This window comes from Arthrobacter vasquezii, assembly GCF_029455255.1.
Taxonomy (GTDB): domain Bacteria; phylum Actinomycetota; class Actinomycetes; order Actinomycetales; family Micrococcaceae; genus Arthrobacter_D; species Arthrobacter_D parietis.
Genome location: NZ_JAROKN010000018.1, coordinates 14,287 through 39,876 on the forward strand (window position 1 = coordinate 14,287; position 25,590 = coordinate 39,876).

Genomic DNA, 25,590 nt, shown 5'->3' on the forward strand with positions numbered 1-25,590 from the left:
TCGGTTCCGCTTAGTCTTCCTCGGTCACCAGCCACTGGTGCGCGCCGTCTTCGGACGCGCCGTAAGTCTCCACCGTTGCCAGCGTCCGGGCCTTGACTGCCGCCTCATGCTCCGGGGTTGAGCAGGAGCCCGGCTCCTGGTCTGGAGCCAGCGAACACCAGCGGTACGGATCCCGGACGATCACCGAGGGCACCCAGGCCAGGTCGCTGACCGACCACTGACCCGACTCATCGGCGGCGAACTGCGCCCGGATGGTCAGCCCCTCATTGTTGACGTCATATACCGGTGACAGCTCGGTGACCCCATTGCCGAGACCGTAGACGATCCAGGTGTCGTTGTAATACTCGATCGGCAGCACCGAGTGCGTGTGGTGGCCATAGATGAAGTCGACCGCCCCGCTGTCGGCAAGGGCATGGGCGAGGTCGATCTGCTGCTGGTTGGGCAGCGAGGCGTACTCATCGCCGGCATGGATAGCCGCAATAACGACGTCGGCGCCCTCCTCGCGCGCTCTTTCCGCCTTCGCGATCATGGTGGGCGCGTCGAGCATGTCCACCTGCCAGGGAAATTCCGGAATCAGTCCGTTCAAACCGTAGGTGGCCTCGATGACTGCCACCTGCGCAGCAGGCGTCTCGAGAATCATCAACTCCTGTGCGTCGGCTTCCGAGCGGTAGGAGCCCGTGTGTTCGAGTCCGAGCCGGTCCAGGGTGTCCAGCGTGCGGATCAGCCCCTCGGTACCGGCGTCGATCGTGTGATTGCTGGCCGTGGTGCACGCCTGGTACCCGACCGCCTTCGCGGCGTCGAGGATCTGCGGTGGCACGTTGAACTGGGGATAGCCGCTGAACGGACCTTCCGGCGTCGAGACCGGGGTTTCCAGATGGCACATCGCGAGGTCGCTCGCCTCGATATAGGGACGCTGCCCGGCCAGAAGCGGCTCGAAATCAAGAGTGCCGTTGCCGGTTTGCTGCGCATCGACGGCTGCCTGGTCCCACAGCTGAGGGTGCACCAGAAGATCGCCGGAAGCCATGAAGGAGAAGCAGCGATCCGTCGGGCAGTCCGGCCCCTTCCCGGGCGTCGGCTCGGGGGTAGGTTCCGGAGTGACCTCGGGAGGGCTTGAGGTGGCGGGCGCAGAGGAGGCGGCAGGCGCCGTCGTCGTTGGTTCTGAGCCCTGGGTGGTGCGCCCCTCGCCTGCTCCCATGCAGCCCGAGCAGGCAAGCGTGAGGGCCAGTCCCAGCGCTCCCCACGTGCTCCGAATTCGCGTCTGTCCCGACACAACGACCTCCCTTGATGATGACTTCCAATGATAGGTGCGACCGGAGGGGAACCTGAGGATGAACCCACCGAAGCGAACACGGGATGCAAACGGGCTTGCCTGCTGGAGCGGTGCCGCTCGTTATGCCAAGGTTGGTTACCATGAGCAACCCTTTTCAGAATCCGAGCACCCTGCCGTTCCAGTTGCCTCCCTTCGCGCAGATCCGCGAGGAAGACTTCCTGCCGGCGTTTGAAACCGGTATCCGGGAGCACCTCGCTGAGATCGAGGCGATCATCGCCGAGCCTGAGCCCGCATCCTTCGACAACACGATCGTGGCAATGGAGCGCGCCGGGCAAGCGCTTCGCCGCGTCGCGCTGGTGTTCTTCAATAACTCATCCGCTCACTCCACTGAGGGAATCCAGGCGGTGGAGACGGAGATCGCCCCGCGCCTTGCCGCGCATGAGGACAACATCTACCTTAACGCTGCGCTCTTCGCGCGCGTGAATGCAGTTGAGACATCCGGGCTCGACGCTGAGTCCGCACGTCTGGCCGACGAGTACCGGCAGCGCTTCGTTCGCGCCGGCGCCCAGCTCGACGACGCCGCGCAGCACCGCCTGCGCGAACTGAATGGCGAGCTCTCCCGGCTCAGCACCGAGTTCGGGCAGCGGCTGCTCCGTGACACGAATGCGTCTGCCCTGCTTGTCGACGACGCTTCAGAACTCGACGGATTGTCCGCGGACGACATCGCCTCTGCAGCAGACGCCGCCGGTGCCGCCGGCCACCCGGGCCAGTATCTCCTGACGCTGATCCTGCCGACCTCCCAGCCTGCACTGGAGTCCCTGACCAACCGGGAAACCCGCCGCCGCCTGCATGAAGCGTCCGTCAATCGCGGGTCCCGCGACAACGCGGACAACACCATCCGCGTCGCCGCGGAAATGGCGGCACTGCGGGCTGAGCGGGCGTCCCTGCTGGGTTTCACCAATCACGCCGAGCTGGCCACTGATGACCAGACTGCGCCGTCACTGGATGCTATCCACGAAATGCTCGAACGCCTTGCACAGCCGGCTGCCCGGAATGCACGCGCGGAAGCTGAGCAGCTCGAGGACGTGGCAGGTCACCCGGTCGAGGCCTGGGACTGGTCGTTCTACTCCGAGAAGGTCCGCTCCGAGCGGTACGACGTGGACCTCGCCGCACTGCGCCCCTACTTCGAGCTCGACCGGGTACTGAATGACGGCGTTTTCTTCGCGGCGAATAAGCTCTACGGGCTCACTTTCCATGAACGGGAAGATCTTCAGGGGTACCACCCCGAGGTACGGATCTGGGAGGTCCGGGAAGAGGACGGCTCCGAGTTGGGGCTCTTCCTCGGCGACTACTACACACGGGACACCAAGAACGGCGGCGCGTGGATGAACTCCTTCGTGGAGCAGTCGCGCCTTGGCGGAACCCGGGCCGTCGTGGTGAACAACCTGAACGTGTCCAGGCCACCCGCGGGTGAACCCACACTGCTGACCTTCGACGAGGTGCGGACCACGTTCCACGAGTTCGGTCACGCACTGCATGGGCTCTTCTCGGATGTCACGTACCCGTTGTTTTCCGGAACGAGCGTTCCGCGGGACTTCGTGGAATATCCTTCACAGGTCAACGAAATGTGGATGCTCTGGCCGGAAGTGGTCAGCAACTATGCGCGCCACCATCAGACCGGTGAGGCGCTCCCTCAGGAGATGATCGACAAGCTCGTAGCCGCCAGGAAATGGGGTGAGGGTTTCGCCACCACCGAATACCTGGGTGCTGCTCTTCTCGACCTCGCGTGGCATGAGCTGCCGCCGGGCACCACGATGGAGGACCCGCTTGCTTTTGAGAAGCAGGCACTGCACGACGCCGGCGTGGACTATGCGCCCGTCCCGCCGCGGTACCGCACCGGATACTTCAAACACATTTTCGCGGGCGGCTACTCAGCGGCTTACTACGCCTACATCTGGAGCGAGGTTCTGGACGCGGACAGCGTCGAGTGGTTCAAGGAATCGGGCGGGCTGACGCGGGAGAACGGAGAACATTTCCGCAGGGAACTGCTTTCACGCGGATACAGCGTTGACCCGCTGGATGCCTTCGCTGCCTTCCGTGGCCGCGCAGCCAGCATCGATCCCCTCCTCGAGCGTCGAGGGCTGGCTGAGCAGTCATGACCACCATCGCCGGTTGCCAGCGCCTGCAGCGCGCCTGGTTCGCTGCCATGGCGCAGGCAACCGGCGGCCGCACCTTCTCCACGCACGAATGCGACTGGATCTGGCTGCCTGCTAGGCGTGAGCTCATGCTGATGTTTCCCACCACGTTGTCCCCGGCAGGGTTGCGGCCGGGGCTGGCTGAGGGCGTCCGGTTGGGTGCCCGCACAGTGGGCGTGTGGCTCAACGGCGCAGTTCGGGGCAAGGAGCTAGCCGACTTCGGGTTTGAATCCGGCTGGCAGCCTTGGTGGATGAGCGCGCCGGTCGAGGCGCTCGCCGGCCTTGACCCGGCAGGAGCCGCGATCACCACGCGCGTGCCCGAGTACTCCGGTCCGCTCGCTGCGGAACTGGCCATTACCCGCGCCGAACCGGCGAAGGCCTGGCATGCGCTCGCGCGTGTGGGTGAGATGCCCGTCGGCGCCGCCTATTCCTTCTATGACGGAGCGGCCGCTGACGCCAGAGCCGTCGGTGGGATCTTCAACATGGAGGTGCTCCCCCAGTTCCGTCGCAGCGGCCTCGGCACGGCGCTCCTTTCAGCGGTGGCGCAGGAGGCTACGGCTGCGGGGGCGCAGGAACTGGCGTTGAACGCCACGCCTGAGGGGTATGAGCTATATTCCCGCCGCGGATTCGAACTCATTGGCCGCGGACAAACGTGGTGGCTGCACCTCCGTTGAAGCTTGGTGGATTTACTGCCCCTGCCACTCGACGGCACCGGCATCTGCCGCCCCCATCGACTCGACGGTTACCTTGCTGCGCTGCCTGCTCGCCGCGTCCGCCTCGGTGGAGACGCAAGACGTACCCAACGCGGCCATCTCCTCGAGATTGACGGCGGCCACCGGGCACCAGCGGTGGGCCGGCCCGTTCCAGGTGGCCGGAAGCCAGCGGATTCCTGCACCCTGCCAGCCGCCGTCGTCGTCCTGCTCGAAGGAAACTTCCACCAGCAGTCCCTCGGTGTTGCGGATGTCCGGCGTGAGGTGTGCGGCGATGGTGTTCCCGAGTCCATAGACGATCCAGACGCCGTTGTACTTCTCGATGGGCAGCACCGAATGGCTGTGGTGGCCGTAAACCAGGTCGAAGCGGCCGCTGTCCACGAGTGCGTGCGCTACTTCCTGCTGCTGAGCGTTGGCATAGTCGGCATATTCGTCGCCGGCGTGCACCGCTGCAAGTACGACGTCGGCGCCCGCCTCGCGCGCTTCGTCCGCCTTGGCGATCATCACTGCCGGATCCAGCTGATCCACCTGCCAGCCGAACTCAGGCACGATCCCGTTGAGCGCATAGGTTCCGGTGATTACGGCGATTCGCGCTTCGCCGGTATCCACGATGAGCGGCTCAGCTGCCTCCGCGGCTGTGCGGTAGGAGCCGGTGTGTTCGAGCCCTGCCGTATCCAGCGTGTCCAGGGTGCGGTTCAGTCCCGCAGTGCCGGCGTCGAGGGTATGGTTGCTGGCTGTTGTGCAGGCGTCGTAACCCAAATTCGCGACGGCGTCTGCAATCTGGGGAGGGACGTTGAAGGCTGGAAAGCCGGAATATGGGCCGCCCGGCTCAGCCAGCGGAGTTTCCTGGTGACAGATAGCGAAGTCAGCCGGCGCGATGTACTCCTCCTGCGCCGCAAGCATCGGTCCGAAGTCCAACTGACCGCCGCCGTCGACTGCTGCCTGTTCCCACAGACCTTCGTGTAGCAGCAGGTCACCGGTGAGCACCACGGTGAGGCATTCCCCGCCCGGGCAGGTAGCGGTCTTGGCGGCGGTGGTGCGAAGCGGCGTCGGGCTCGGTGATTCAGGCTTAGGCCGCGCCGTAGCGGACGTTCCAGGCGATGGAGCGCCCGGCGGAGGTGAGGTTGTGTCCGCTATGTCCGGGGGTCCCGTAGGAGACACGCTCCCGGATCCGGAGCACCCGGGTAGCAGCAGCAGCACGGACAGCGCTGCTGCTCGAACGATTGATGTGCTGCTACGGTTCACACCGACAGCGTAGCCCCGAGTGAGCGCCAGGATCCCAACGGCAAAGGGCCGGACATAGTGTCCGGCCCTTCGCGCTATTCAATGCTGTCTGCAGTCCTACCAGCCGCGCTCGGCGAGGCGGTGCGGCTGCGGGATCTCGTCCACGTTGATGCCAACCATTGCTTCACCGAGGCCGCGGGAGACCTTGGCGATCATGTCCGGATCGTCGTGGAAGGTGGTTGCCTTGACGATGGCGGCGGCGCGCTCGGCCGGGTTGCCGGACTTGAAGATGCCGGAGCCTACGAAGACGCCGTCAGCACCGAGCTGCATCATCATGGCGGCATCGGCCGGTGTGGCAATGCCGCCGGCGGTGAACAAGACGACCGGAAGCTTGCCTGCCGCGGCAACTTCCTTGACGAGCTCGTACGGTGCCTGGAGTTCCTTGGCTGCAACGTATAGCTCGTCGTCGGCCATGGAAGTGAGGCGGGCAATTTCCGAGCGGATCTTGCGCATATGCATGGTGGCGTTGGAGACGTCCCCGGTGCCGGCCTCGCCCTTGGAGCGGATCATGGCCGCACCTTCGTTGAGGCGGCGCAAAGCCTCACCGAGGTTGGTTGCACCGCAGACGAAGGGAACGGTGAACTTCCACTTGTCGATGTGGTTGGTGAAGTCCGCAGGAGTCAGCACCTCGGACTCGTCGATGTAGTCCACACCGAGGGACTGCAGCACCTGCGCCTCGACGAAATGACCGATGCGGGCTTTTGCCATGACCGGGATGGAGACGGCCTCGACGATGCTGTCGATCATGTCAGGGTCCGACATGCGCGACACCCCGCCCTGGGCACGGATGTCGGCGGGTACGCGCTCGAGCGCCATGACGGCAACGGCACCGGCGTCCTCGGCGATACGGGCCTGCTCTGCGGTGACGACATCCATGATGACGCCGCCCTTGAGCATCTCCGCCATTCCGCGCTTGACGCGGCTGCTGCCGGTCACGGGCGCAGTGGTGGAAGCTTCTTCAACAGTGGACACAGTATGGCCCCTCGGGTAGAGAAAAGATGACAATCCATGATACGCCCGGCGGCTGTTCCGAATCGCCGGTCAGCAACTGTACGTAACGGCGGATTTGTTGTGCACGCGAACAGCGCACCATCGGGCATACGTTCAACAAAACGTGTACCTCACAGCCCCGCGATGCATGTATTGACAGACAATGCTTGCAATACAGACAATGCTCGGTCGCCAACCGGCCTATCTACGCCGCGATCGGAGTGACCCTGGCGCGGGAGAAGGACATCCTGGGGCTCTGGGCCGGCACCGGCGGGGAGGGCGCGAAGTTCTGGATGAGTGTGCTGACCGACATCAAGAACCGCGGCGTCAAAGACAGCTTCTTCCTGGTTTGCGACGGGCTCAAAGGCCTACCCGAAGTGGTCTCCAACGTCTGGACTACGACGTAGAGATCCGGCGAGTGATCTGCTCAACCAACGCGATCGAATCCCTCAATGCCAGGTACCGGCGCGCCGTGAAGGCCCGCGGTCATTTCCCCACCGAGCAGGCTGCGCTAAAGTGCCTCCATCTGGTCACCCGATCCCTCGATCCGACCGGTGCCGGCAAGACCCGATGGGCAGTGCGTTGGAAGCCCGCTTTGAACGCCTTCGCATCACTTTCAGCGACCGATTCCCGGCAGCTGAAACTACTAAACAAACCGCCGGATACACCGTAAATGAGACAGTCCCTGCTCGCTTGAAAGATGACCTTGAGTCCGTTCCAGCCGGAATCGATTTTCACCTTGGTCTTCCAGCCTCCCCGCTTCCAGGTTCCGTCTTCCAAAATGACACTCTGCCCTCGTTCGAGCAGTTCTTTCCAAAGTCGATTCAGCCGCAACTGCAGCCCGTCGCGCAACCCATCGAAGTAGTCGACGCCTAGATCTGCCATCCATTCATCGGTACTGAAGCGGATGGCACCCGTCTCCCGTTCTCGCTCACACCCGGCAGTGGTCTTGCCGGATTCGGGAAGACCACAAAAGAGGATCAATACCGGTCGCCGTACAATTTTGCCTCCGGGTGCCATATCCCTCCAAGGGCTCCATAATCCTAAGGTCGAGGCGTTCACGGGAGGTTGGTTTCCTGCTGCCGTGTGGTCATCGTAGTTGGGCGGTCCCGTCCGCCGGAGAGCACGGCGAGGGCGTTCCTGTCATCGATGACCTGCCCTCGGAAAGTCGGTCGAAAAATCACCGAGCTGTCGATCATTTACTGCACGATGTCCCGTCGACGACGGGATGCTCAACCTCGAAGACTACGGTGACAAAGTCATGGTCCGGCTCACCGCGACGCGCGACCTGAACCTCGCGTCTTTCATGGGAACTGCCGCGCCTGGCTCTCCAACTTATGCGCGCCACTTCACGTAAACGTCTCCTGATCACCGAGCGCTGAATGGTCGCATCAGCAGACGCTGTTCAGCCATGCCACCGCGGTTTGTTCAGGGTCGTCTGTAGCGACGTCTGGTTCGATGGCCCCGGTGTACCCGGTCCCATCAGCGGTGGCCATCCGGGACTGGGTGACGCCGATAATCGAGCCGTCGGGAAGCCGCGAAGAGACATTCCCCGTGGCGTAGCCTGCACTCGGGCTTCCGAATGTTCGGACACCCTCCCGCGACAACAGCGAAATAAGCGTAGCTTCCCCCGAGCTGGCTGTGTCTCCCGACTGCAGGACCGCCAACGGGAGGTCAGCGAGCTCAGGCGCGCTGCCCGTAGTGCTAGTGACGTGCTCTTCACCGGAGAACACACTGTCAGCCTCGACAGAGACAACAGACCGCTCTCCTACCCCGTCGACGAAAGACATCACTGGTCCGTCTGGGAGGAATGGGGTGAGCGAAGCAATCATCGGCCACATATTGCCGCCCGTGTTGTCTCGCAGGTCGACGATCCAGCCGCACGTTGCCTCCCCTTGATTGGCATTGATTGCGTCGACAGCTGCGTCTGCGTACCGTGTGGCAAGCCCGCCCGCAGTTTCGTTGAAGGCCGGAATTTCTAGGGATACAACGCCGTCGCCGAGGACGGATCCTGACGGGTGCACTGGATCCTCTGTACCAGTTTCGGCCAGGTCCTCGGGTGTGAGAAAGAAACTGTGGTCTCCGCTGGCTTCCAGCAGTACATCGTCGATGACTGCATGAGTCCCTTCGACGGTCTGGGCATTGGCCGTGTCTTCGATTGCACCAGCCTTGAGCTGTTTCCAGTCCAAAGACTCGTCAGTGGCAACTTTGTACGAATTCTCCTCGATGAAGGTGAGCGCCTGACTCACATACTTCCGTACGTTCTCGTCGGGGGCGTTGGAGGACTCTGCCTCCGGAGTGCCCGGGGATGCACTAGATGCGCAACCAGTCATCAGGGCAAGTGCAAAGAGATAGGCAGCCGTCGACCGGACTGCTCGCCGTAAAGACATCGCTTGCTCCCTCAATCGCTATCACTAGGCTACGTCGTCATAAGTCAGTGTCTGCCGCGCGTCTTTCCTCCGCCTGAAGTATCCAATACAGGACAGCAGAACACCCGCAAGCAGTAAGACGAGCGCCGCTCCGGTAAGGAAGAGGGCCATGCCAACTCCTCCGGCACTATCCTTGTAGACCACCTCGACATATTGGCTGATGCCTGGGATGAGCAGGCATACACCGATCAGTGTGACGATGGACCCGGCGAGCATCTGCCGCTTCCCAGCCACCTGATGGTGCTTTCGCCACGAATTGGAGACAGAGTGCGACATTCTCTGATCGAAGTTTTTGTACCACTCTTGGGTCATTAGGGCCTTCTCTAGATGAATGCTTGGTCGGAGAGGCGACGGCCCCGAAGCTGTGACGCCCGGGGCCGTCATACTCCTAGGTCAGCTGTTCAGAACAGGCGCGACTGCACACGTCGCCGATTCCACCTTGGGCCCCGCCCCAGCCTCCGCCACCACACTGGACTGACTCGGATCCGGACACGGTCGTGCCATCACCGCAAATCATGTACTTGGCGTTTGCTGGCATCGCAGCCATCAGCATCAGCGTGCACAGCGAGACGAGACCAAACAGTGCCCGAATGAATTTCTTCATGTTCTCCCCTTAGTTGAGACTTGTGCTGGTTTGCAACACTCACCCACAGTAAGCACGAAAAACGACGCATCAGTCACAGAATCGTTTGATTTGATCGAAATTCAGCGGAACTGGTCCTCGCCCCTAGCCAAGTGGAAGCCGCCGGGTTACCGTGCCCCAAAAGCTGATGATTCCCCCTCGCAGCCCATACCATCCCATCGAATACCTCCGAGAAGTCGGGGCCACCGACCTCTTGAGCGCGGAAGCATCGAGAGCACCCAGATTGAGACACTTCGCACTTGGTGGAGCATGCTCGGAGGAAGCCGCTGGCCACCGCCTGTTTCCCGGGTGTGCCCCTCGTTCAACATCAACACGATTCGTGTGTAGGACGAACTCTCCCTGGCGGGTATTGAGCCTGGTCGCCGACTCCGGCAGCACGAATGGTTTCGGCTCCCCTGTACGCAAGCAGCTTCGTCAGCTGCTCGGTGTTCGAATCGTTCAGCAGGTCGGACCAGGTGCTCATAGAAGTTGAGCTTAACGACCTTCGCAGGATACCCCAGTCAAGGGGGCCCTGCGAAGGATGTGGCTCAGGATTAGAAGATGGCGCTCTGGCCGTTCCAGCCGGAACCGATTTTCGACTTGGTCTTCCAGCCTCCGGTGCCGTTGCCCGGGTAGAGGTAGAGGGCGCCGAGTTTGTCTCTGACCATGATGTCGTTCTTCTTGTCGCGGTTGAAGTCTCCGGCGCCGTGGATGGCGGTGAAGTTCTGCCAGCCGGTGCCGATCTTTACCTTCGCTTTCCACCCGCCCTTGCCGTTACCGGGGTACAGGTAGAGAGCACCAGCCTTGTCTCGAGCCATCATGTCGGCTGCGCCGTCACCATTGAAGTCACCAGGGGTGACGATGGCGGTGAAATTTTGCCAGCCGGAGCCGATTTTCACTTTCGCAAGCCAGCCGCCCTTGCCGTTACCGGGGTACAGGAAGAGAGCCCCAGCTTTGTCTCGGGCAATGACGTCTACATTTCCATCACCGTTGAAATCACCCGGAGCGTGCAGGCCGGCGAAGTTCTGCCACCCTGAACCGATCTGCTTGCGGGTGTGGCCGCGGATGTCTGAGTGCAGCCACAAGGCGCCGGAGGCGTCCCGAGCCATGTAATCGCCGAACCCGTCGTTGTTGAAGTCACCAGGTTTGATCAAGCTTGTCGCACCTTGGAAACCGGTACCAATGAGCAAGGGCACCTGCCATGTGCCATCACCGTTGCTTACATGGATGAACAGGTCATTGCTGCGCCGTGCGATGACATCCGCGTTGCCGTCTCCGGTGTAGTCTCCGTAGGCGAAGGATGCCATGACCTTGATCGTGGGAGCACTGGTGACCTCTTTAGTGATGAAGCCAAGGCTCGAGCCGGTGAACCTCACGCTGATCGCAAAACCCCGGTCGGCTGATGTGAGCGTGTATGTGCTCGCTGTTGCACCGCTGATCGGCACGCCGTTCCGAAGCCACTGGTAGGTCGTGGCGGTCGGGGCTGGAGACCAGACGGCGCTTGCCGCGGTCAGCTTATTGCCAACCTTCGGCATTCCCGTGATGGTGGGCGCCGGCGCGGTGAAGGTTTCACCCCGGACGGCTATTCCCTCGGAGGTACGTGAGCTGGGGTTGTACCCAGCCTTCGAACCTGTGACCCGGACGCTGATGTTGGCGCCCACATCGTGACCTGCGAGGGTGTAAGTGGGGCCAACCGCATCCCAGATGAACATTCCATTACGGAGCCATTCGTACCGCAGCTGGACCGGCGCCGGGTTCCACTGCCCGGCGTTGGCGGTAAGTGTTTCTCCGACGATGTGCGAGCCCGCGACGGCCACTGGGCCCGGCATGAGCGTGGCGCCCGATACTGACGATGTCACGACGTTATTCACAGAGGCGGGCTCGTACCCCTCTCGCTGACCGGTTGCGACCACTGATAGTTTCTGTCGGTGGTCCTCAACTCGCAGCGTGTACTGCGAGGTTGTGGAGACCGGCATCGGATTGTCACCGACGAACCATTCGTACGACATTTCAACGGGGGCCGGCTCCCAACCGGAGGCGACTACTCCCACGGTGGCACCGACAATCGGGGAGCCGTTGAAGCTGACCCTTCCTGGTTGGACCCGCAGAACAGGCTCCGGAATGGAACCTTGAACCGCTGCTGCGACCGCTGTCGGGGCATGGACGATGCCGCTGCCGTATGGATTCAACTGAGGTCCGGCGAATGCTCCGACGGTTCCTTTGAGGAGTTCCTCGACTTTTGCGGAGGTCAGGGACGGGTTGGCTGAGAGCATGAGGGCTGCCACACCGGCGACATGCGGAGCGGCCATCGAGGTGCCCTGCATGAAGGAGTACGTACTGCCGGCGGCCGGACCCTGGGTACCAGGGTTCACCGTCGAAAGGATCAGCCCGTCCCCACCGGAGATTACTTTTCCGCCCGGTGCGCTCAGATCGACGCTGTCACCGAAGTTGGAGTACGGCGCGCCCAGACCGTCGCGTCCTGTTGCGCCCACCGAGATGACGTTGTTGCAGCTCGCCGGAGAGTAAAGGGAAGCATCGTCGGATTCGTTGCCTGCCGCTGCGACGATGACGCTTCCGCGGGCTACTGCCGCGTCGATGGCGGTCTGGTAGCTGTTGGTGCAGAAGCCATCGCCGCCCAGGCTGAGGTTGATCACCCGTGCTGGGTTCATGTTGGCGGGAACTCCGGCGACGGTTCCGCCCGAGGCCCAGGTGATGCCGTCGACAATGTCGGAGGTGTAGCCGCCGCCGCACAGGCCCAGCGCACGGATGGGCAGGACCTTGGCGTTCGGGGCCACACCTGCGACTCCCTTGCCATTGCCAGTGACCGCTGCGATGGTGCCTGCGACGTGAGCTCCGTGCCAGGAGGACTGGCCTACCTCGCAGTCGATGCCGTCTCCGTAGGTTCCCTCATCACGTGGATTGGCGTCCCGGCCGTTCCCGTCTCGGGCGATGGCGCTGCTCACGATCATGTCGTATCCGGGCAGCATATTGGCATCCAGATCCTCGTGAGGGACGGCGCCTGAGTCGATGACGGCTACCACGACACCGGAGCCGGTGCTGGTGTCCCAGGCCGGTTGAATATCCAGCCCGTATGGCTCGCTGGTGAGGTCCCACTGGTAGCCGTAGTACAAGTCGTTGGGTGTCGGGGCCAGGGCGAACATCATGGTGTCCGGTTCGACATACTCGACAGCCGGTTCCGCTTCCAGATCGGCGATGAACTCCTCGGCGGCGGCGGCGTCCAGCTCGCGGTCTGTCTTTACGACGGTCGCTCCTGTGCTCATCGCCCGCAGTTCCTTGACGCTGATGCCCAGGCCTTTGGCAGTCGCACCGTAGGCTTTGCCGCGGGCTGATGCGGTGCCGGCGGTCTCCTTGAACTTGACGATGAACTGATCCGTGGGCTTCTGCTCAGGCGTCGCGCGGACGGTGTCGTCCACCTTCGGCTTGGGCGCTTCAGCCGATGCCGGCATTGCGAAAAGAGTGGAGCCGAGCAGCGCAACAATCGTGGCGGCAGCGGCGGATACGAGACGGGGGCGACCCATGAGCGTCCTTGAGGTGAAGGCCCGATGTGGCGGGCGGGGGGAGCGCCCAATTGCATCCCCCCGTGTATTTTATACGAGGGAAGGTTTTGCCCGTACCACTGTGATCGGTGCGCTCTGCACCGACTGAGCGCCGGCAACGACACGACGACGGTTGACTCCTCATGCTCCGAATAAGGAGTCGCAACTGATCGGCAGCCGGCCATGAAACGGCTGCACAGATGGCAAACAGTCCTGCTGCCACAATGCCGCCAGCGATTCGTGTGGAAATGAAAAATCCCAGGGCCGCCAAGCAGACGGGACTACCCCGGTTCTGTTGACACCCTCACCCGGTGAGCTGGCGTTCAGGGATGAAGGCCGCTTACGCTCGGGCTGGCTTGGGGCGGAGTTCCCGCCGGGACATTATCAATGTGACCCTGCATCACAGCATCCACGCTCCGTCGACCGCTACAGCTAGCGGGCACCAGCACTCCGGCGTGCTGGGACTGCCTCCCTCGCCCGGGATCGCTCTCGCGAATGTTCACGTCTTTTGAGAAGTGCCGCATCGGTAATGAAGATGGTTAGTAGTTTGACCGAGCATCTTCACGTCGGTTTCCACGCATCGCGGCCACGTTAGCCGTTACTCGTTGCTCGGCACAGTCCGTCCGGATCTTCGATAACGTGTGTGACCTCGGATGGTTCCGGCCAACTCTGGAGAATTCCGTCGACGTAATCGCTGTCATCCGGGTCCGCTGCATCAACAGTCAACATGTCAAGCTCGCCGTCGTAGATATGCAGCAGGATCTGCAGCAGGGTGCCGTCCGGACCGGTGAACTGCGCACGAACCGGGAACACCTGGTTGTGGGGCACAGCGCGGGGAAATTCATCTGGAACCCGAAAGTGCGCGGTGGAGGTAAAGTCCTCGTCCCAGTAGACCTCCCGAGCTGAGGCGAGTTGCGCCAGAAGCTCCGGCGCCCCCGAGATGTCCCGGGCACGCAGGATGCCTTCGGCGATGGTTCGAACTCCAGGGTCCAGCACCCTCTCATGCTCAGGTGGGTGGCCGAGCACCGCCTCGAACCGGCTCTTCCGGGCGGCGGTTCGGTCACTCAGGTAGCCGGCGAACGTCGTTCCTGCCGCCGCCACAGCCATCCAGCGGCGTGGATGTTTCGCCCCGGCCTCGCGCAGCTTCTCCTGAAAGCGCAGGTCGATCGTGTCGCCGGCGTCGGCGAAGCGAAGGGCGATACCGGTTGCGGCGATCCCGGCCGTCGTCTTCAGCGGAACCAACCCCCTCTTGCTGCCGGCGATTGTAGCGGCGACGTAGAAACCGGTCAGGACTGCTGTTACGGCATGCACGGCGCGGCGCTGCGGTGCATCCAGTTTGGACGCGTCAATGAGAGACAAACCGCCCGCGACTACTGTCGCGACAACGCCGAAAACCGGCGACGCGTTCATCGGCTGATGCTGCTGGTCAAAACCCATAAGCGATCCTCTCTGAGTAGCCGCTTTGGCGCTAGACTTGATTGCTCCGTGCGGTCCTGCGATCTTTGCGAAGCTTATCCTCAGGCCTAAGGAAAAGCACGACCAGCATCCGGCGCCTTCTGCAGATGCATCGCGCTCAGGAAGCTGCAGCCTGGACCCGCACCGTCAGAATGCGCTGCACGATGGTGACGACGCTTGCCAGTGCCAGCAGGATCAGGACTGCCAGCAGAACTACCTCAGGAAGCCCGAGTCCGGTCAGACCTGTCACGACCAGCACCGACACCAGACGCTCGGCGCGCTCCGCGATACCAACGTTCGCAGTGAACCCGAGTGACTCGGCTTTGGCACGCGCGTAGGAGACAATCATGCCGAGCACCAGGCAGGCGAGAGCAGCGACGGCGATCGCGCTGTTGCTGCCGCCGAGGAAAAACCAGACCGCGACGCCGGCAAACAGTGCACCGTCCGCGATGCGGTCGAGGGTGGAATCGAGAAAACTGCCCCAGGAGCCGCTGCGGCCCTGCATGCGCGCCATGATTCCGTCGACGACGTCCGAAAAGACGAACAGGGTGATGAAGACGGTGCCCCAGAACAGCTCCCCCAGGGGGTAGAAGACGAGCGCTCCTCCTGCCACACCGAGTGTGCCCACCACGGTGACCGTGTCCGGCGATATTTTCCACTTGAGGAGCAGGGTAGCCAGCGGTGTAAACAGCGAGGTGAAGAATGACCGCGCGTATTTATTCAGCATCGCCCGCTCCGGCATCGGTGGGGGTAGCGGAGGCTTCTTCCCATGCTGCGGCGAGTTGCGCCCTCACCTCGTCGAGGGTCTGCGTGATTGCCTTGGTCTGCGCGATGATCGGGAAGAAATTGCCGTCGCCGCTCCACCGGGGAACAACATGCTGGTGCAGGTGGGATGCGATGCCGGCACCCCCGGTGACTCCCTGGTTCATGCCGAGGTTGAAACCCGTGGGCCGGGCTACGCTGCGCAGCGCATGCATGGCGGTCTGCGTCAGCTGCGCTATTTCGACTGTCTCCTCGGCGGTGATGTCGGTGTAGTCGGGTACGTGTCGGTACGGGCACACCAGCAGGTGGCCTGGGTTGTAGGGGAACAGGTTCAGGACGACGTATGCGCTTGTGCCGCGGTGGACAATCAGCGATTCCTGATCGGACCGTGCAGGAGCGGCGCAGAAAGGGCAGTCCTCCTGCTTGTTGAACTGCCCCTGCCCGCCCTTGATGTATGCGAGGCGGTGTGGAGTCCACAGGCGCTGGAAGGCGTCGGGGACACCGGGCAGCTCAAAGCTGTCCGTTACGTTCGTGTCCTCGTGGATCTGACCGTCAACGCCCGACTCGTGGTGCATATGCCGCTACTGTTCCCGGTTGCGGACGGCTTCCACGATCCGCTTCACGGCCTGGTCGACCGGCACCTGGTTCTCCTGGCTTCCGTCCCGGAACCTGAAGGAAACGGCACCGGCGTCGGCGTCGTCCCCACCGGCGATCAGGACGAAGGGCACCTTCTCCTTGCTCGCGGTACGAATCTTCTTCGGGAAGCGGTCAGAGCTGATGTCGACTTCGGCACGGATCCCCTCGGCCTTGAGCTTGTCGACGACGTCAAACAGGTAGTCGTTGAAGGCGTCGGCAACGGGGATGGCGAGGACCTGGACGGGAGCCAGCCAGGCTGGGAAGGCACCCGCGTAGTGCTCGGTCAGCACACCGAGGAACCGCTCAATGGAGCCGAACAGCGCCCGGTGGATCATGACGGGCCGCTGGCGCGTTCCATCCGCCGCCTGGTACTCAAGCTCGAAGCGCTCGGGCAGGTTGAAATCCAGCTGGATGGTTGACATCTGCCACGTGCGGCCGATCGCGTCCCGCGCCTGCACTGAGATCTTCGGCCCATAGAACGCAGCTCCGCCCGGATCGGGAACCAATTCCAGGCCCGATGCCTCTGCGACCTCGGCGAGAGTCCGAGTTGCTTCCTCCCAGGCCTCGTCCTCGCCGACGTACTTCTCGGGGTCCTTGGTGGACAGTTCCAGGTAGAAGTCGTTGAGGCCGTAATCCTTCAGCAGTCCGAGGACGAAGTTGAGCGTACCGGTGAGCTCATCCTTCATCTGCTCGCGGGTGCAGTAGATGTGCGCATCATCCTGGGTCATGCCGCGCACGCGGGTCAGTCCGTGCACCACGCCCGACTTCTCGTACCGGTAAACCGACCCAAACTCGAAGAGCCGCAACGGCAGTTCACGGTAGGACCGCCCGCGGGAGCGGAAGATCAGGTTGTGCATCGGGCAGTTCATCGGCTTCAGGTAGTAGTCCTGGCCAGGCTTGCGGACCTTGCCGTCGGCGTCGAGCTCCGCGTCCACGTGCATGGGAGGGAACATGCCGTCGCGGTACCAGTCCAGGTGCCCGGAAACCTCGTACAGGTGGCCCTTGGTGATGTGCGGTGTGTAGACAAACTCGTAGCCGGCCTCGACGTGCCGCTGCCGTGAGTAATCCTCCATCGCCTTGCGGATGATGCCGCCACGGGGGTGGAACACCGGCAGGCCTGAACCCAGCTCGTCCGGGAAGGAGAACAGGTCCAGTTCAGTGCCGAGCTTGCGGTGGTCGCGGCGCTCGGCTTCGGCCAGGCGCTCCTGGTAGGCCTTGAGGTCTTCCTTGGTGGGCCAGGCAGTGCCATAGATGCGCTGCAGCTGCTTGTTCTTCTCACTGCCGCGCCAGTACGCCGCGGCCGAACGCGTCAGCGCATACGCGTTGGAAATCAGTTTGGTGTTCGGCAGATGCGGGCCCCGGCAGAGGTCCTTCCAGACCACGTCACCGGATTTGCGGTCCACGTTGTCGTAGATGGTCAGCTCGCCGGCACCGACCTCAACGGAAGCGCCGTCGTCGTCAGTAATATCGCCGTTGCCGCCCTTCAAACCGATCAGTTCGAGCTTGTAGGGCTCGTCCTTCATCGCTTCGCGGGCTTCGTCTTCACTCGCGACGCGGCGCTGGAAGAACTGGTTCGCGTTGACGATCTTCAGCATCATCTTTTCGACCTGCTTCAGGTCTTCGGGAGTGAAGGGCTCGTTGACATCGAAGTCGAAGTAGAAGCCGTCGGTGATGTAAGGGCCTATGCCGAGTTTCGCATCAGGCCGCAACTGCTGGACGGCCTGCGCCATCACGTGCGCGGCGGAGTGGCGAAGAACGTTCAGCCCATCCGCAGAATCAACGGTAACCGGTTCCACCTGCGAGCCGTCCTCCAGCGCGCGGCTCAGGTCCCACAGCTCGCCATTTACACGGACGACGACGACGTCGCGCTGCTCCCTGAAGAGGTCCGCTCCCGTAGTCCCGGTGGTCACCCGCTGCTCTTCGCCGTTGACGATGAGGGTGATTGATGGGGGCGCTGACACTGAGGTCTCCTCTTGATAAGGGTGAAGTGCACGGATACTGATCGATCAACCGTACCCGCGGATGTTGGCCAACCCAGGCCCAACACTCCTGCGGCGGTGTTTCGATGGTATCCGTTGCGTGCGCGGCCAACCAACCAGCGCGTACCTATGCGATTGCCGGGTGCGCTCTGGGGTGATCCGGGCTCAGGACGTGCGCCGGACCTTCAGTTCAAACTCGATGAAGGCCTCGATCATGGCCCGGTAGGTCCGTTCGACCACAGCGGGATCCACGTCGAGCTTTTCGGCGTAACCTCGAACGTTCGAAATGACCTGTTCGACCCGCGCCGGCGCGCGCACGGACTCGTCGTCGTCCTTGAGTGAACCCGCCCTCCGCACCAGCCGCTCACGTCGGGAGATCAACCCGACCATCTGCTCATCGACCTCGTTGATCGCGATACGGACGGCCTTCAGCTGTTCGGCCTGGACCGAACCGGGCTTCGGACGCTCGGGCGTTAGGGGGTTTGGCATACGGCGACACTACGCGAGGAGCCACTGAGCGCCACGGTTGATGACGCGCATACCGGGAATGGTCCGCGCAGCGCAGACGTTACATTTGCTGACAGAAACCGCAATAATCCGCGGACTCGACGAGTCCGCTATTTCTCCAGAGGAGCACCGTGGATTACACACCCGCTGCCGGCACCATCACCATGTTCAGCACCACCTGGTGCGGCTACTGCCGCAGGCTCAAGTCGCAGCTCGACGCGCAGGGTATCGGCTACCAGGAGATCAACATTGAGGAAGTGGAAGGCACTGCGGAACTCGTCGCCTCGCTCAACGGCGGAAACCAGACCGTGCCTACGGTCATCTTCCCCGACGGCAGCACGGCCACCAACCCCTCCGCAGCCGAGGTGAAAGCGCGCGTCGCCGCCTAGGCACCCTCGTAATTTCGCAGGACACGCCCTTTATCCGCCCGGATAACGGGCGTGTCCTGCTTTTTCAATGTCGATAAGCTGGAGACGTTCCCCCACCCTCGAGGAAAAGGACTGTCTCAATGGCACACAGCGTCAAGGGCGTCGTCGTTATGGAGAAGGATGCGCCCGCTACCGTCGTCACCATCAAGGTTCCCGATCCGGGACCGGGTGAGGCGCTTGTCGACATCCTGACCTGCGGCGTGTGCCATACGGACCTTCACTACAAGCAGGGAGGCATCAGCGATGATTACCCCTTCCTGCTCGGCCACGAGGCAACCGGCGTTGTGAGCGCCGTCGGGTCTGACGTGACCAACGTCCAGCCCGGCGACCGCGTCATCCTCAATTGGCGGGCTGTCTGCGGGCAATGCCGTGCGTGCCTGCGCGGAGAGCCGCAGTACTGTTTCAACACCCACAACGCGGCGCAGAAGATGACCCTCGAAGACGGCACGGAACTGTCGCCCGCCCTCGGTATCGGAGCCTTCGCCGAGAAGACCCTCGTAGCGTCCGGGCAGTGCACCAAGGTCGATCCCGATGCGGATGCAGCCGCCGTCGGCCTTCTGGGTTGCGGAATCATGGCGGGCATCGGTGCAGCGATCAACACCGGCAACGTCCGGCGCGGAGACTCCGTAGCCGTGATCGGCTGCGGCGGAGTGGGTATAGCTGCCATCGCCGGATCAAAACTGGCCGGCGCAACCCGGATCATCGCGGTGGACATCGACAACCGCAAACTGGAACTCGCCAAGGGATTGGGCGCCACCGATCTGGTGAACTCCAAGGAAACCGATCCGGTCGAGGAAATCCGCAGGTTGACCGGCGGCAACGGAGCCAACGTGGTGATCGACGCCGTCGGCCGTCCTGAGACTTACAAGCAGGCGTTTTACGCCCGTGACCTCGCCGGCACCGTGGTGCTCGTAGGGGTACCTACGCCGGACATGACGCTCGAACTTCCCCTGCTGGACGTCTTCGGCCGGGGAGGTGCGCTGAAATCCTCCTGGTACGGCGACTGCCTCCCGTCACGTGACTTCCCGATGCTCGTGGATCATTACCGGCAGGGCAATCTGGACCTCGACGCGTTCGTCACCGAGCGCATAGCGCTTGACCAGGTGGAGGAAGCCTTCACCAAAATGCACGACGGCGTAGTGCTGCGTTCGGTGGTGGAGCTCTGATGGGCGCGCGTATCGACCACCTGGTCACCTCCGGCACGTTCTCCCTGGACGGCGGCACGTGGGAGGTGGACAACAATGTCTGGATCATCGGCGACGACTCCGAATGTATTGTCATCGACGCCCCGCACGACGCCGGCGCGATCGTGGACCAGATCAACGGGCGCCAGGTCCGCGCGATCCTGCTGACCCACGGCCATGACGATCACATTCGCGCTGTCGGGGAGCTCTTCGACACAGTACGAGCGCCAATCCACCTTCACGCCGAAGACCGCATGCTGTGGGACGCGGTATACCCGGATACCGTTCCGGGAGCCACCATTGCCGACGGCGATACCTTCAGCGTCGCCGGAGTCACCCTCCACGCGATTCACACGCCCGGCCACTCCCCCGGCTCGGTCTGCTTTTACCTGCCCGACGCCGGCACCCTGTTCAGCGGCGACACCCTGTTCCGGGGCGGGCCGGGAGCAACCGGACGGTCCTACAGCGATTTCCCCACGATCATCGAATCCATCCGCACCAGGCTGTTCACCCTCCCCGCGGACACCGTGGTGAGAACCGGGCACGGCGACTCGACCAGCATCGGCGAAGAAGCACCGAACCTCGACGAGTGGATCGCCCGCGGGCACTGAACCCGACTGCCGGCCGGCTCGATCTTCAGAACGACCGGCCGGCAGCAGGCCTCAGAAGGACCAGCCTGAGCAGCTACGGCACCGGGGCCGCGACATCCTCGTAAGCGGCGACGACGGCGCTTGCCACCGCGTCCACGGCGAGACCGGGCACGAGGTCTTCCGCGGCCCCCGCCGTCGACGGCTGCCACGGAAGTTCCAGCGCCGAGTACGTCGCTTCAAGGACTGACCGAATCGATGCAGAGTCCTCCACCACGATCACCGAGGAAAAAAGCCATGCACCGGAGATGACTCGCTGCGCGGTGCCGACCAGCTTCACGGCCTGGGTGCCGTCCACGCCGTGCACGCTGAACTCGCCCGGGCAGTATTCACCGGGAATCTGTCCCATCCGGGCATCAACGCCGACCCGCCACAGCGATTTTGCAAGGATCTCACCGAGCAGTCGGAACCGGGCATGCGATCCGGCGACCGCGTCATGGTGGGGCTCGATGTGGTCCACGATCAGACACCCGTGGTGGTAGGCCGCAGCCCGTCCGCCCGCCTTTCGGACCAGTGGCTCGAACCCATGCGTCCGGGCGGCGTCCGAAGCCGTCCCGAAACCGGGCAGACGGGTGTCCCGCTGCCCGAAGGCAACAGTGGGCTGGGGGCGGTAGAGCCGTAGCGTGGGCCCGAGGTCCCCAGCTGCCGCTGCGCGTAAAAGGGTAAGCCCGCGCTCCATGTCCGCTGCCGCACCCGAGGACAATTCGTGTAGGACCTGCAGGCGCCCTTCAGACCAGGCACGAGGAATCATGTGTCACAGGCTCCTCAGCGGCCGCCGTCAATAGATCGGCTCCGCTGCTCGACGCCCGGGGTTCCGTAAGGATAATCAGCCAAGCCCGGCGCGCTGGCCTGGGACAGCCGTTCAACCTCATCGCTGCTCAGCGTCAGGGCAGCTGCCCCAAGGTTGTCTTCAAGCTGCTCGCGAGTACGGGCACCGAGAATGACCGACGTGACAGCTGGCTGCTGCGCAACCCATGCCAGCGCTACCTGGGACGCGCTGACTCCGCGCGCCTCAGCAATACCGAGGACGACGTCAATGATCGCCCAGGTCCGCTCCTGCGCGTTGCGCTTTTCCCACGCTTCCATTCCGCGTTCCGGATTCTCGCCGAGACGGGTTGCGCCCTTGGGCGCAGTATCCCGCTTGTACTTTCCGGTGAGCCACCCCCCGCCGAGCGGTGACCACGGCAGTAAGCCCATACCGGCGTCGAGCGCTGCAGGCACAATTTCTGCCTCGATCCCCCGCACCAGAAGGCTGTACTGCGGCTGGAGGGTGGCCGGCAGGTCCCACCCTCGCGCCTTCGCAATGCCGGCGGCCTTGGTCAGCTGCCATCCGGTGTAGTTCGAGAAGCCGTAGTAGCTGATCTTGCCGGCGCTCACGGCGTCGTGGAGGAAGCCGAGCGTCTCCTCCAGAGGAGTGAGCGGGTCCCAGGAGTGCATCTGGTACAGGTCGATGTGGTCGACGTTGAGCCGCTTCAGCGAGGCATCGAGCGCCAGCCGAAGGTGCCGCCGGGAGAGGCCCAAATCATTGGGGCCCTTACCCATCGGGAACCGACCCTTCGTAGCCAGGATCATGCCGGAAGCGGACGGGCTCTTCGCCAGCCAGCGCCCAATGATCTCCTCGGACGCTCCCGCGGTGTAGACATCAGCGGTGTCGATGAGGTTGCCACCGGCGTCGGCATAGTCATCGAGGATCGCATGTGACGTCGCTTCATCGGCTTCGGCACCAAACGTCATGGTGCCTAACGCATAAGCCGAAACCGATGCGCCGCTGCTTCCGAGGTTCCTGTATTCCATCAACTCTCCTGGGTAGGTGATAGTGCGTGCACTGCTCTTCAGTCGGTCACGGTCACGCCGCGCCAGAACGCCACGTGGTCCTTGATGTTCGCGGCGGCTTCCTTCGGCTCCGGGTAGGTCCATGCGGCGTCCGGATTGCTCTCACCGTCCACCTCCAGGCTGAAGTAGCTGGCGTCACCCTTCCAGGGACATGTGGTGTGCATGTCACTCGATCGGAGGAACTCCTGCTTGACGCTTTCCTTCGGGAAGTAGTGGTTCCCCTCGACCATCTCGGTGGAGTCAGACTCCGCAATGACCTGGTTGTTCCAGACTGCCTTGGCCATGATGTCCTCAATCCTCTGAACGGCTCAGCGCCGGTTGCGCTGTGAGCGCGATTACACAATCTGCCAACGATGACGCTGCTCGCTGCATTCCCCCGCCTGGAGTTAGAGCTTGCGCAGCGTAAGGATCTGCTCACTCCGGCCGAACGGCCCGTCGAGGTCGTGCAGGACGGACGAGGTCAGCCCGATTCCTTCCCGCCCGAAACTCACTCGGGTATCGAGGCCGAGCCACTGGCCCGAGGGCTGGCGGTGAAGGTGCACCTGCAGGTCGACGTTGGGAAACGCCCAGCTGCCGGGTCCGGGAGGAACCCGCGTGGCGATTCCGTTTGCGGTGTCGATGAGCCCGATCAGCCGGGCCGAGTCCGACGACGCTTCACCCTCCACCAGCGGGTGGGGCGTCCGCAACCAGACCCTGCCCCGGCCGGGCCTGTGGCCTTCGATCTTGCGGACATCAATCGACTGGATGTAGCCGCCGGGCCACTCCGCCACGGCGTCGTGCTCCTCACCCTGATCCGGTCCCGGCATGGACTCGTCCTCAAGCGCCGCGACGGACGAGGTATCGCTCGAAGCCAACCGCCAGGCGCGGGCGCGGATAGCTGTCCGCCCGCCATGGTTCATCTCCGCTTCCAGCAACTCGATGGTCCTCCCTGGGCGCACCATCCGGGTGGTCACCTCGACGGTCTCCAGCGGTATGAGGCCCAGGATCTCGAACGAGATGCGCGCCATTTGCAGCTCTGCGCGTGGCTGGAACTGTTCAAGGCAATGTGCGAGCAGACCGGATGCGGGCGCCATGTGCTGCTCGTGTGCGTTCCAGGCACCCTGTGCATGAATTGTGGCCTCGAACCGGCCCCCGCCCGCCGGACGGTAGTAGGAATCTGCCATGGTGGGAAAACACGCTCCTGAGGGAAAGCTCGGTTAAGGCTGGACTCGTGCCCTGTTGACGGCGTCCGAGGCACGAATAAAGCCTAGGTGACTGAAGGCCTGCGGGAAGTTGCCTGCCAGCCGGCCGCTCACCGGATCGTACTCTTCCGCGTACAGTCCGAGGTCATTCGCGTAACCGGTGAGCCGGTCAAGCAACGCCGTGGCATCGTCGGTGCGGCGGCTGTTTGCATACTGTTCCACAAGCCAGAACGTGCAGATCAGGAATGGGTATTCGTGGCCCTCCAAACCATCGAGGCCGGATGCTGTGCGGTAACGGTGCAGGAGCCCATGGGCATCCTGCAATTGCTCCTCAATGCGGGCCACGGTGCCAAGCATCTTCGGGTCATCGCTGGCCACAAAGCCTGTGTGGGGCAGTTGCAGCAGGGACGCATCGACTTCATCGTTCGAGTATGTCTGCGTGAACGAGTTGAGCTCGGCGTTGAATCCGCGCTCCATGATCTCCTCCCGGAGCCGGTCCCGGATCTCCTCCCATCGATCGGCCGGCCCTTCCAGCCCGTGCTCACGCACTGCCCGGACCCCCTGATCGAAGGCAGCCCACATCATCACTCGTCCATGAACGAAGAACTCTGCTTCCCCGCGCATTTCCCAGATGCCGTGACCCTTCCGGTCCAGGTTCTGCTCACAGAACCGAAGGAGGTTCTTTTGCAGCCCCCAGGAGTACTCGCCCTCGGCTGCCCCTGTATCCCTCAGCGCCGCGAGGGCGAGCATGACTTCCCCGACGACGTCGGCCTGGTATTGGCCCACAGCCCCGTTACCGATTCTTACCGGCTTTGAATTCTCGTAGCCGGCCAGGTGGTCCAGCTCGCTTTCGGGGAGCTGGCGTTCGCCGGCGATGCCGTACATGATCTGCACCTGATCCGGATCCCCGGCTACCGCACGCAACAGCCAGTTGCGCCAGTGCAGCGCACCTTCGGTGAAGTCATGCGCAATGAGCGCCTCGATGGTGAGTGCGGCGTCGCGCAGCCAGGTGTAGCGGTAGTCCCAGTTGCGAGAGCCGCCGAACTCCTCCGGCAACGACGTGGTGGCTGCGGCCACGATGCCGCCGGTTCTGCCATGGGTAAGGGCACGGAGCACCATCAGCGAGCGCAATACGGCCTCATCGTGTCGATCATGAACCTCCACCCGGGAGGACCACTGAGTCCAGTAGGCGATAGTCGCTTCCAGGGCTCTGTCCGGGTCTGCTGCAGTTGGAAGCGCCTCGTGAGACTGGTGCCAGGTAAGTACCCAGCTTTCGGATTCGCCGGCTACAAGCGGAAAGACACCGCTCAGCCGCTTCGAGACGGCGCCCTGGTAATCGTCCGCATGGCCCTCGGCGGAGGCTTCGTGGCGGTCTTCCATGCCGGTCTGTGGTTCTGCCCGCTGGGACTCGTGAGGGTGCAGCAACGGTCCGGTCAGCAGCAGCGCATCCGGACCTGCAACCGACAGCAGTCCGCACGAGCCGACTTTCTCGAGGTCGACCCGCCGCGTCCAGGGCTTCGCCCGGGCATAGTCGAACCGTATGCGCAGGTCGTGCTCCACTTCAACGGTTCCCTCGACGCACTCCACTCGGCGCACCAGATCCGACTGCGCGTCGCCAGGCGGCAGGAAGTCGGTGACCACCATCTTTCCGGTCGGGGTGCGCCAGGTCGTTTCCAGGACGAACGTTCGTGGAAGATACCGCCGGGAAACCACCTCGCCGTCAGAGGCGGAAACTTTCCATCGTCCGTCTTCCGGGGACCCCAGCAGGGCCGCGAAGACGGAGGGAGAATCGAAGCGCGGAAAGCAAAGCCAGTCGATACTGCCGTCCCGGGATACCAGTGGCCCCGTACTCAGATCAGACAGGAGGGCGTAGTCCTCCAGCGGCGTGGACGCGTGCTCTGCATGCTCAGCTGTCATCCTC

The 25,590-nt window shown here is 63.2% G+C and carries 23 protein-coding genes and 2 pseudogenes; 6 read left to right on the forward strand and 19 right to left on the reverse strand.

What is annotated here, in order from left to right; all coding sequences use genetic code 11:
* Window positions 1-10: 10 nt before the first annotated feature.
* Entirely contained in the window at window positions 11-1,270 is a 1,260-nt protein-coding gene (locus P4U43_RS08700; RefSeq protein ID WP_277358379.1) for a CapA family protein, read from the reverse strand.
* Between the two features lie 140 nt (window positions 1,271-1,410).
* Here P4U43_RS08700 and P4U43_RS08705 point away from each other — a divergent pair, with 140 nt between their 5' ends.
* Both P4U43_RS08705 and P4U43_RS08710 read left to right on the forward strand, forming a co-directional pair.
* Window positions 1,411-3,429 carry a M3 family metallopeptidase gene (locus tag P4U43_RS08705; protein ID WP_277358380.1) on the forward strand — a complete coding sequence of 673 codons (2,019 nt, stop codon included), beginning with the start codon at window positions 1,411-1,413 and terminating at the stop codon, window positions 3,427-3,429.
* Window positions 3,426-4,139, forward strand: a complete 714-nt coding sequence (locus P4U43_RS08710; RefSeq protein ID WP_277358381.1) for a GNAT family N-acetyltransferase — start codon at window positions 3,426-3,428, stop codon at window positions 4,137-4,139. The genes P4U43_RS08705 and P4U43_RS08710 overlap by 4 nt, the downstream gene beginning before the upstream one ends.
* Before the next feature lie 12 nt (window positions 4,140-4,151).
* Here P4U43_RS08710 and P4U43_RS08715 read toward each other — a convergent pair whose 3' ends face one another.
* Window positions 4,152-5,420, reverse strand: coding sequence for a CapA family protein (locus P4U43_RS08715; RefSeq protein WP_277358382.1), 1,269 nt, complete (start codon window positions 5,418-5,420; stop codon window positions 4,152-4,154).
* Window positions 5,421-5,516: 96 nt separating this feature from the next.
* Window positions 5,517-6,431: a pyridoxal 5'-phosphate synthase lyase subunit PdxS gene (gene pdxS, locus P4U43_RS08720; protein ID WP_204535715.1), complete on the reverse strand. Its 915-nt coding sequence runs from the start codon at window positions 6,429-6,431 to the stop codon at window positions 5,517-5,519.
* A gap of 170 nt (window positions 6,432-6,601) precedes the next feature.
* Here pdxS and P4U43_RS08725 point away from each other — a divergent pair.
* A pseudogene (locus P4U43_RS08725) lies at window positions 6,602-7,094 on the forward strand (transposase); the annotation flags it as partial.
* 93 nt (window positions 7,095-7,187) lie between these two features.
* Here P4U43_RS08725 and P4U43_RS08730 read toward each other — a convergent pair.
* From P4U43_RS08730 to P4U43_RS08780, 11 genes and pseudogenes are all read right to left on the reverse strand, one after another.
* Window positions 7,188-7,469: pseudogene (locus P4U43_RS08730) on the reverse strand (AAA family ATPase); the annotation flags it as partial.
* A 38-nt stretch (window positions 7,470-7,507) separates the two neighbouring features.
* Complete coding sequence (locus P4U43_RS08735; RefSeq protein ID WP_277358383.1) at window positions 7,508-7,648, reverse strand: hypothetical protein; 141 nt, start codon at window positions 7,646-7,648, stop codon at window positions 7,508-7,510.
* A gap of 192 nt (window positions 7,649-7,840) precedes the next feature.
* Window positions 7,841-8,839, reverse strand: coding sequence for a S41 family peptidase (locus tag P4U43_RS08740; RefSeq protein WP_277358384.1), 999 nt, complete (start codon window positions 8,837-8,839; stop codon window positions 7,841-7,843).
* 24 nt (window positions 8,840-8,863) lie between these two features.
* Window positions 8,864-9,154 carry a hypothetical protein gene (locus P4U43_RS08745; protein WP_277358385.1) on the reverse strand — a complete coding sequence of 97 codons (291 nt, stop codon included), beginning with the start codon at window positions 9,152-9,154 and terminating at the stop codon, window positions 8,864-8,866.
* Between the two features lie 112 nt (window positions 9,155-9,266).
* Window positions 9,267-9,482, reverse strand: coding sequence for a hypothetical protein (locus P4U43_RS08750; protein WP_277358386.1), 216 nt, complete (start codon window positions 9,480-9,482; stop codon window positions 9,267-9,269).
* Between the two features lie 572 nt (window positions 9,483-10,054).
* Window positions 10,055-13,039 (reverse strand): S8 family serine peptidase, encoded by a 2,985-nt coding sequence (locus P4U43_RS08755; RefSeq protein ID WP_277358387.1) that lies wholly within the window; start codon window positions 13,037-13,039, stop codon window positions 10,055-10,057.
* 609 nt (window positions 13,040-13,648) lie between these two features.
* Entirely contained in the window at window positions 13,649-14,494 is an 846-nt protein-coding gene (locus tag P4U43_RS08760) for a hypothetical protein (RefSeq protein WP_277358388.1), read from the reverse strand.
* Between the two features lie 136 nt (window positions 14,495-14,630).
* The gene (pgsA, locus tag P4U43_RS08765) at window positions 14,631-15,239 is read right to left on the reverse strand and encodes a phosphatidylinositol phosphate synthase (protein ID WP_277358389.1); all 609 of its coding nucleotides are present in this window, start codon (window positions 15,237-15,239) and stop codon (window positions 14,631-14,633) included.
* Window positions 15,229-15,849 carry an HIT family protein gene (locus P4U43_RS08770; protein WP_277358390.1) on the reverse strand — a complete coding sequence of 207 codons (621 nt, stop codon included), beginning with the start codon at window positions 15,847-15,849 and terminating at the stop codon, window positions 15,229-15,231. The genes pgsA and P4U43_RS08770 overlap by 11 nt, the downstream gene beginning before the upstream one ends.
* 6 nt (window positions 15,850-15,855) lie before the next feature.
* Window positions 15,856-17,871 (reverse strand): threonine--tRNA ligase, encoded by a 2,016-nt coding sequence (gene thrS / locus P4U43_RS08775; RefSeq protein WP_277358391.1) that lies wholly within the window; start codon window positions 17,869-17,871, stop codon window positions 15,856-15,858.
* 183 nt (window positions 17,872-18,054) lie between these two features.
* Window positions 18,055-18,378 carry a chorismate mutase gene (locus tag P4U43_RS08780; RefSeq protein ID WP_082565998.1) on the reverse strand — a complete coding sequence of 108 codons (324 nt, stop codon included), beginning with the start codon at window positions 18,376-18,378 and terminating at the stop codon, window positions 18,055-18,057.
* 149 nt (window positions 18,379-18,527) lie between these two features.
* Between P4U43_RS08780 and P4U43_RS08785 the strand changes: the two genes are divergently transcribed.
* From P4U43_RS08785 to P4U43_RS08795, 3 genes are all read left to right on the forward strand, one after another.
* Window positions 18,528-18,785, forward strand: a complete 258-nt coding sequence (locus P4U43_RS08785; protein ID WP_056547398.1) for a mycoredoxin — start codon at window positions 18,528-18,530, stop codon at window positions 18,783-18,785.
* A 119-nt stretch (window positions 18,786-18,904) separates the two neighbouring features.
* Entirely contained in the window at window positions 18,905-19,990 is a 1,086-nt protein-coding gene (locus P4U43_RS08790) for an S-(hydroxymethyl)mycothiol dehydrogenase (protein ID WP_277358392.1), read from the forward strand.
* A complete protein-coding gene (locus tag P4U43_RS08795; protein ID WP_277358393.1) occupies window positions 19,990-20,619 on the forward strand; it encodes an MBL fold metallo-hydrolase in 630 nt (209 codons plus the stop codon). Before P4U43_RS08790 ends, P4U43_RS08795 begins: the two co-directional genes overlap by 1 nt.
* Before the next feature lie 73 nt (window positions 20,620-20,692).
* Here P4U43_RS08795 and P4U43_RS08800 read toward each other — a convergent pair whose 3' ends face one another.
* The 5 genes from P4U43_RS08800 to P4U43_RS08820 form a co-directional block, all read right to left on the reverse strand.
* Window positions 20,693-21,406: a lipoate--protein ligase family protein gene (locus P4U43_RS08800; protein ID WP_277358394.1), complete on the reverse strand. Its 714-nt coding sequence runs from the start codon at window positions 21,404-21,406 to the stop codon at window positions 20,693-20,695.
* Between the two features lie 14 nt (window positions 21,407-21,420).
* On the reverse strand, window positions 21,421-22,449 hold the full coding sequence (locus P4U43_RS08805) for an aldo/keto reductase (RefSeq protein ID WP_277358395.1): 1,029 nt from the start codon (window positions 22,447-22,449) through the stop codon (window positions 21,421-21,423).
* A 38-nt stretch (window positions 22,450-22,487) separates the two neighbouring features.
* The gene (locus P4U43_RS08810) at window positions 22,488-22,772 is read right to left on the reverse strand and encodes a DUF427 domain-containing protein (protein WP_277358396.1); all 285 of its coding nucleotides are present in this window, start codon (window positions 22,770-22,772) and stop codon (window positions 22,488-22,490) included.
* A 102-nt stretch (window positions 22,773-22,874) separates the two neighbouring features.
* Complete coding sequence (locus P4U43_RS08815; RefSeq protein ID WP_277358397.1) at window positions 22,875-23,651, reverse strand: thioesterase family protein; 777 nt, start codon at window positions 23,649-23,651, stop codon at window positions 22,875-22,877.
* Between the two features lie 33 nt (window positions 23,652-23,684).
* Complete coding sequence (locus P4U43_RS08820) at window positions 23,685-25,586, reverse strand: glycoside hydrolase family 15 protein (RefSeq protein WP_277358398.1); 1,902 nt, start codon at window positions 25,584-25,586, stop codon at window positions 23,685-23,687.
* Between the last annotated feature and the right edge of the window lie 4 nt (window positions 25,587-25,590).